Raw genomic sequence first — 816 nt, forward strand, 5'->3', positions numbered from 1 at the left:
CATGTGTAAGGCATGCCGCCAGCGTTCAATCTGAGCCAGGATCAAACTCTTCAGTTTAATCTCTGTTACTTTGCCATTTTATTGGCACCGTCTTGCGACGGGTCGCTCACTCAAAAAACTGACAGGCTACTTCCGAAGAAGTATCCTATTTCATTATTTCTTGTGAACATTTGATATTTTAAGTTTTACAGCGATCCTAAGATCACTGCTGCACTTACATCAAATGCCCACACTTATCGACTGTTAATTGTTAAAGAACTGTATTCGGTTACTGCTCTCGCGCTATCGACAAAGCGTTGTGTTTGTCAGCTGCGAAGAAGGAAGAGTATGAAGCATTTCGCTAAATCCGTCAACCTTCTTTTTTACTACCTTCACCGTTTCCAGTGACCCCGCTGTTTCGCAAACTGCGGCGTCTCATTGGGGAGGCGAACTATAGCAAAGCTATACGCAGGCAGCAAGGTTTATTCTAAGAAAGTGTGAAATTTAATGATGCGATGTCATACCGCTATCAAATTGACCAGGTAACACCATTCGGAATGCCCTCCTGGCCATTGACGCTTGCCTATTAATGAGCGGATTCACGGGCAGCTGCACCAGGTCGGCACCGGCCAAGCGAGGACAACAGCCTTGATAAGGGATAAAGCACAGCTTGACGACTGCATTTCCAGTAATACCTGGAGAATAAATCACCAGACGAAAAAAAACCCGACCATTGCTGATCGGGTTTTTCTCAAGAAATAACAGCCTGGGCTGTTGCTTCAAATAACAAGCCTGACGATAACCTACTTTCACACTGGTTGCAGCACTATCATCGGC

Annotated in this window: 1 protein-coding gene; it reads right to left on the reverse strand. The window is 45.2% G+C overall.

Annotated features, from left to right (window positions below):
- Positions 1 to 483 precede the first annotated feature (483 nt).
- Positions 484 to 816: hypothetical protein (locus CSQ91_RS29060; RefSeq protein ID WP_180278534.1), on the reverse strand; the 333-nt coding region annotated here is incomplete at its 5' end.

This window comes from Janthinobacterium sp. BJB301 (genome assembly GCF_002735685.1).
Classification (GTDB): domain Bacteria; phylum Pseudomonadota; class Gammaproteobacteria; order Burkholderiales; family Burkholderiaceae_D; genus Janthinobacterium; species Janthinobacterium lividum.